Annotated in this window: 4 protein-coding genes; all 4 read left to right on the plus strand. The window is 61.1% G+C overall.

The window, feature by feature from the left end; genetic code table 11:
* Positions 1 to 908 (plus strand): transketolase-like TK C-terminal-containing protein (locus ACRESD_RS03415; protein ID WP_431749634.1); only part of this gene is annotated, 908 nt, incomplete at its 5' end.
* A gap of 11 nt (positions 909 to 919) precedes the next feature.
* On the plus strand, positions 920 to 2557 hold the full coding sequence (gene aceF / locus ACRESD_RS03420; protein ID WP_431749635.1) for a dihydrolipoyllysine-residue acetyltransferase: 1638 nt from the start codon (positions 920 to 922) through the stop codon (positions 2555 to 2557).
* 361 nt (positions 2558 to 2918) lie between these two features.
* Positions 2919 to 5612, plus strand: a complete 2694-nt coding sequence (locus tag ACRESD_RS03425; protein ID WP_431749636.1) for a putative bifunctional diguanylate cyclase/phosphodiesterase — start codon at positions 2919 to 2921, stop codon at positions 5610 to 5612.
* Between the two features lie 72 nt (positions 5613 to 5684).
* Positions 5685 to 6332, plus strand: a complete 648-nt coding sequence (gene msrA, locus ACRESD_RS03430) for a peptide-methionine (S)-S-oxide reductase MsrA (RefSeq protein WP_431749637.1) — start codon at positions 5685 to 5687, stop codon at positions 6330 to 6332.
* The last annotated feature ends 53 nt before the right edge of the window (positions 6333 to 6385 follow it).

Raw genomic sequence — 6385 nt, forward strand, 5'->3', positions numbered from 1 at the left:
GCCACAACCAGCCGATGCTGCCGTTCTACATCTTCTACTCGATGTTCGGCTTCCAGCGCATTGGCGACCTGGCTTGGGCAGCAGGCGACAGCCGTACCCGTGGTTTCCTGATCGGCGGCACCGCCGGCCGCACCACGCTGAACGGCGAAGGCCTGCAACACGAAGACGGTCACAGCCACATCCTGGCTGCAACCATCCCGAACTGCCGCACTTTTGATCCAACCTACGGCTATGAGCTGGCGGTGATCATCCAGGATGGCATGAAGAAGATGACCGAAGAGCAGCAGGACGTTTTCTACTACATCACCGTGATGAACGAGTCCTACCAGCAGCCTGCAATGCCGGCTGGCGTGGAAGAAGGCATCATCAAGGGTATGTACCTGCTCGAAGAAGACACCAAGGAAGCAGCGCACCACGTACAGTTGATGGGCTCCGGCACCATCCTGCGCGAAGTGCGTGAAGCGGCGAAGATCCTGCGTGAAGAGTTCAACGTTGGCGCTGACGTGTGGAGCGTTACCAGCTTCAACGAACTGCGTCGCGACGGCCTGGCCGTAGAGCGTCACAACCGCCTGCACCCTGGCCAGAAGCCACAGCGCACCTTCGTTGAAGAGTGCCTGACTGGCCGTAAAGGCCCGGTGATCGCTTCGACCGACTACATGAAACTGTTTGCTGAACAAATTCGCCAGTGGGTCCCGTCCAAGGAATTCAAAGTCCTGGGCACCGACGGTTTCGGTCGCAGTGACAGCCGCAAGAAGCTGCGTCACTTCTTCGAAGTCGACCGTCACTTCGTGGTGTTGGCAGCCCTGGAAGCCTTGGCTGACCGTGGTGAGATCGAACCTAAGGTGGTGGCTGACGCTATCGTCAAGTTCGGGATCAACCCGGAAAAACGCAACCCACTGGACTGCTGAGGAGATTTTTTGTGAGCGAACTCATTCGCGTACCTGACATCGGCAGCGGTGAAGGTGAAGTAATCGAGCTGTTTGTGAAGGTCGGCGACACCGTCGAAGCCGACCAGAGCATCCTGACCCTGGAGTCGGACAAGGCGAGCATGGAAATCCCTGCTCCCAAGGCCGGCGTGGTCAAAAGCCTGAAAGTGAAGCTGGGCGACCGCCTGAAAGAAGGCGACGAACTGCTGGAACTGGAAATCGAAGGTGCCGCTGCTGCGGCCCCTGCGCCAGCGGCCGCTCCGGCTGCTGCACCAGCGCCTGCCGAAAAGCCAGCCGAGGCCCCTGCTGCTCCGGCTGCTGCGCCTGCCGCTGCTTCTGTCCAGGACATCCACGTCCCGGACATCGGCTCGTCGGGCAAGGCCAAGATCATCGAGTTGCTGGTCAAGGTCGGCGACACCGTCGAAGCCGACCAGTCGCTGATCACCCTGGAGTCCGACAAGGCCTCCATGGAAATCCCATCGCCGGCTGCCGGCGTGGTGGAAAGCATCGCGGTCAAGCTGGAAGACGAAGTCGGCACTGGCGATTTCATCCTCAAGCTGAAAGTACAAGGCGCTGCGCCTGCCGCCGCTCCAGCTCCGGCCGCCGCCCCGGCTGCCAAGGCTGAAGCTGCTCCGGCTGCTGCCGCCCCTGCGCCTGCTGCAAAAGCCGAGGCCGCACCGGCCCCGGTTGCTGCCGCACCAGCGCCAAGCGGCGCCAAGGTTCACGCCGGCCCTGCCGTGCGTCAGCTGGCCCGTGAGTTCGGCGTTGAGCTGAGCGCAGTAGCAGCCAGCGGTCCTCATGGCCGCGTGCTGAAGGAAGACGTGCAGGTTTACGTCAAAGCCATGATGCAGAAAGCCAAGGAAGCTCCGGCTGCCGGCGCTGCTACCGGTGGTTCGGGCATCCCGCCGATCCGCACCGTGGACTTCAGCCGCTTCGGCGAAATCGAAGAAGTGCCGATGACTCGCCTGATGCAAATCGGCGCGGCCGGTCTGCACGCCAGCTGGCTGAACATCCCGCACGTGACTCAGTTCGACCAGGCCGACATCACCGACCTGGAAGCTTTCCGCGTTGCGCAGAAAGCCGTGGCTGAAAAAGCCGGCGTGAAACTGACTGTGCTGCCGCTGCTGCTCAAGGCCTGCGCGCACCTGCTCAAGGAACTGCCGGACTTCAATAGCTCGCTGGCACCAAGCGGCAAAGCGATCATCCGCAAGAAATACGTGCACATCGGCTTCGCGGTCGACACCCCGGATGGCCTGCTGGTACCGGTCATCAAGAACGTCGACCAGAAGAGCCTGCTGCAACTGGCTGCCGAAGCCGCTGCACTGGCTGCCAAGGCCCGCGACAAGAAGCTCACCCCGGATGACATGCAGGGCGCGTGCTTCACCATCTCCAGCCTCGGGCACATTGGCGGCACTGGCTTCACGCCAATCGTCAACGCGCCGGAAGTGGCGATCCTCGGTGTGTCCAAGGCCACTATCCAGCCTGTGTGGGACGGTAAAGCGTTCCAGCCGAAGCTGATGCTGCCACTGTCGTTGTCCTACGATCACCGTGTGATCAACGGCGCCGCGGCTGCACGCTTCACTCAGCGTCTGAGCCAGTTGCTGAACGACATCCGCACTATCCTGCTGTAAGCCTCAACGGGCCTCCCCTTCACCGGGGAGGTCTGGCAATACCGATTTCCGAGCGCCACGCTCGTACCTCAACCCCGCCACTTGGCGGGGCTTTTTTTGCCCTGCTTTTGTAGGCGCGGATATGCTGGATAAACGCGTTGCCTCTGCGCTTTTCGCGAGCAAGCCCGCACCCACACAAAGCCTGTGCGAACCACCGATCGCTCCGATTGCAGAAATCCCCCGTGCGGCCGATAACACCCATATAGCACTTAGCCTTCATCCTCTCTTGTCAGTGCGTGCTGCATGATGCAACCTTGCCGCAGGTGACAGTAAAGAGGGCGTGAGCCCGGCGCAGTGCGCAATTTCCCAAGCGAGTTTCCCCATGAAAAGCCAACCCGATGCCGCCCGTATGGCGGCCGAGGTAGTGACGCAATTACCGGTGCCTTCGCGCCTCGGTATGCTGCGTTTCGAGCGGCTTAATGAGGCAAGCTGGGCGTTGCTTTACCTCGACCCCAATTGCGAGCGCCAATTCGGCCTGCCGGCAGTCGAGTTATGCGCCCTGATCGGCACCCCCTACGCCAGCCTGATGGAACCCCAGGCACGCTACCAGCTGCACGATGCGATCCAGCAGCAACTGAGCCAGAGCCCCCATTACCTGGTGCGCTACACCCTGCACACCAACGATGGGCCGCTGAGCCTGCTGGAAATGGGCGAAGCTTATAAACAACACAATCGCCATTTGCTGCGCGGCTACCTCATGGTCGTCGACGGCCTGTTCAGTGAAATCCCCGCCCCGGCCCCGACGGCCGACTTGGAAAACCAGAACAGCCGCCTGCAAATCGCCCTGGAACTCAACCAGCGTGCGCAACAGGAACAGTTGCTGCACCTGGAACGGGTACGCGCCCAGCAAGAACTGATCTTGCTACTGGCCCGCCAACGCTACAGCGCACCCAACTCGCTACAGGAAGCCGCCGAGCTGATCACGCGCAGTGCATGCGATATCTACCAGATCGATTGCGCCAGCATCTGGAACCTCGAGGGCCAGCGCCTGGTGCCGATCTCGGCATACCAACGTGCCGACCAGCAACACCACCTGCCCGAGGCCATCGACGCGAGTGGCTTTCCGGACTACCTGGAAGCCCTGCACAGCAGCCGCGCCATCGACGCCACCCATGCGATGCGCGATCCTCGCACCCGGGAAATGGCCGAAAGCCTGCGCGCCAAGGATATCCACGCCATGCTCGATGCGAGCATTCGGGTGGATGGTCAGGTCGTCGGCGTGCTGTGCCTGGAACAAAGCGGCAGCTCCCGCGCTTGGCAATCCGATGAAATCGCCTTCGCTGGCGAGCTGGCGGACCAGTTCGCCCAAGTGATCAACAATCACAACCGCCGCACCGCCACCAGCGCCCTGCACCTGTTCCAACGTGCCGTGGAACAGAGCGCCAACGCCTTCCTGCTGGTCAATTGCGATGGCGTGGTGGAATACGTCAACCCAAGCTTTACTGCGATTACCCAGTACAGCGCCGAAGAAGTCCACGGTCATCGCCTGGCGCAACTGCCGGCCTTGGAAAACCTCAGTGAGTTGCTGTTCGACGCACCTTCCAGCCTGGCCAAGAGCAACAGTTGGCAAGGCGAATTCAAAAGCCGACGCAAGAACCTGGAGCCCTACTGGGGCCAACTGTCGATTTCCAAGGTGTATGGCGACAACCGTGAGTTGACCCACTACATCGGTATCTACGAAGACATCACCCAGACCAAGCTGGCCCAGCAGCGCATCGAACGCCTGGCGTACACCGACAACCTGACCAACCTGGGCAACCGCCCGGCGTTTATCCGCAACCTGGATGAACGCTTTGCCCGGGACAGCGACAGTCCGATCAGCCTGCTGCTGGTGGACATTGACAACTTCAAGCGGATCAACGACAGCCTCGGCCACCAGACCGGTGACAAGCTGCTGATCAGCCTGGCCCGTCGCCTGCGCAACAGCTTGAGTACCGGTGGCAGCCTGGCGCGCTTTGCCAGCAATGAGTTTGCGGTGCTGCTGGACGACGCCGATCTGGAAACCGGCCAGCAGGTCGCCAGCCAACTGCTGACCACCCTAGACAAACCGATGTTCGTCGACAACCAATTGATCAGCGTCACAGGCTCCGTCGGTCTGGCCTGCGCGCCACTGCATGGCCGCGATCCACAGACACTGATGCGCAACGCCGGTCTGGCTCTGCACAAAGCCAAGGCCAACGGCAAACACCAGGTGCAGGTGTTTACCGAGGCGCTGAACGCCGAAGCCAGCTACAAGCTGTTCGTGGAAAACAACCTGCGCCGCGCCCTGACCCAGAACGAGCTGGACGTGTTCTATCAACCCAAACTGTGCCTGCGCAGTGGCCGCCTGTTGGGCATGGAAGCGCTGTTGCGCTGGAACCACCCGGAAAAAGGCATGATCCGCCCCGACCAGTTCATCAGCGTGGCCGAAGAGACCGGACTGATCATCCCTATCGGCAAGTGGATCGCCCGCCAGGCCTGCCGCATGAGCAGGCAGTTGAGCGCCGCCGGCATGGGCAATCTGCAGGTGGCAATCAACCTGTCGCCCAAGCAGTTTTCCGACCCGGACTTGGTGGCGTCCATCGCCACTATCCTCAAGGAAGAACAGCTGCCGGCGAACCTGCTGGAGCTGGAACTGACCGAAGGCCTGCTGCTGGAGGCCACCGAAGACACGCGCCTGCAACTGGACCAGTTGAAGAGTTTCGGCCTGACCCTGGCCATGGACGACTTCGGCACCGGGTACTCGTCGCTGAGCTACTTGAAAAAATTCCCCATCGACATCATTAAGATCGATCGCAGCTTTATCCATGAGATCCCGGATAACCAGGACGATATGGAGATCACTTCGGCGGTCATCGCCATGGCCCACAACCTCAAGCTCAAGGTGGTGGCCGAAGGTATCGAGACCGCAGAGCAACTGGCGTTCCTGCGCCGGCATCGCTGCGATGTGGGCCAAGGCTACTTGTTCGACCGGCCGATCCCCGGGGCCGAGCTGATGAAGATGCTTAAACGCTACCCGCGCGGGCCAATCGCCTGACAGCGATGTAACACTCGGGCACACTGGCTGTCTGAATTCTTACCTAACTCAATCTGACTGAGAGGACTGATCATGGTCTTGCGCTCGGAAATTCTGGTGAACAAAAACGTGCTGCCTACTCAAGAACAAGCTTTGCCTGGTCGTGAAACCCCGATGGCGCTGCCGGAGACCCATTTCGTCAACGGCAATCCGCTGCTGGGCCCGTTCCTCGACGACGTCGGCTTCGCGATCTTCGGCCTGGGCTGCTTCTGGGGCGCCGAGCGCAAGTTCTGGCAACGCGATGGAGTGGTCAGCACCGTGGTTGGTTACGCCGGCGGCTACACGCCGAACCCGACCTATGAAGAAGTCTGCTCGGGCCTGACCGGCCATAGCGAAGTGGTGCTGGTGGTGTATGACCAGGCCAAGGTGAAATACGAAGACCTGCTGAAGATGTTCTGGGAACTGCATAACCCGACCCAGGGCATGCGCCAGGGTAATGACATCGGCAGCCAGTACCGCTCGGTGATCTACGCCACTACGCCCGAGCAATTGGCAGCAGCGCAAGCCAGCGCGCAGGCCTATCAGCAGGAGCTGACCAAAGCCGGCCTGGGCGTGATCACCACGGAAATCGAAGAAGCGCCAACGGTGTACTTCGCCGAGGCGTATCACCAGCAGTACCTGGCGAAGAACCCGCAAGGCTACTGCGGGATCGGTGGCACGGGCGTCACCTGCCCGATTTGACCCAACCTCGAACGTGTAGTGAGCGGGCTTGCCCCGCGCTGGGTGGCGTAGCC

It is taken from the genome of Pseudomonas sp., assembly GCF_050739995.1.
Taxonomy (GTDB): Bacteria; Pseudomonadota; Gammaproteobacteria; order Pseudomonadales; family Pseudomonadaceae; genus Aquipseudomonas.